The organism is Brevibacterium sp. SIMBA_078, from assembly GCF_046534565.1.
GTDB lineage: Bacteria > Actinomycetota > Actinomycetes > Actinomycetales > Brevibacteriaceae > Brevibacterium.
This window is the reverse complement of the sequence record NZ_JAWRYQ010000283.1, coordinates 1-265: the sequence shown is the minus strand read 5'-3', so window position 1 is coordinate 265 and position 265 is coordinate 1. Positions and strand designations below refer to the sequence as shown.

The 265-nt window shown below is 41.1% G+C and carries 1 protein-coding gene; it reads right to left on the bottom strand.

Translation table 11 applies throughout. The features are described from left to right. Positions 1 to 265 (bottom strand): TonB-dependent receptor (locus SB749_RS19740; protein ID WP_410711801.1); only part of this gene is annotated, 265 nt, incomplete at both ends.

The window sequence follows — 265 nt, the reverse complement described above, 5'->3', positions numbered from 1 at the left end:
GCATTGTAATCATAAGAACTAGAGTTAGCAATTGCGTTAAAACCGTCTGTTTCGTTGCGGCTGACACCCAAACTCAATGAGGAAGTCTCATTTTTAAGCTGGCCTGTCAGGCCTACTTGGTAATGGTTGTTGCTACCATAACCCACGGTCGTTGAAACATTAGATTGTTCTACGTTATTGCCTTTAGTAAATATTTGAATGACACCGCCCATCGCGTCAGAACCATAAATACTAGAACCTGATGCGCCATATAAAATTTCGATAC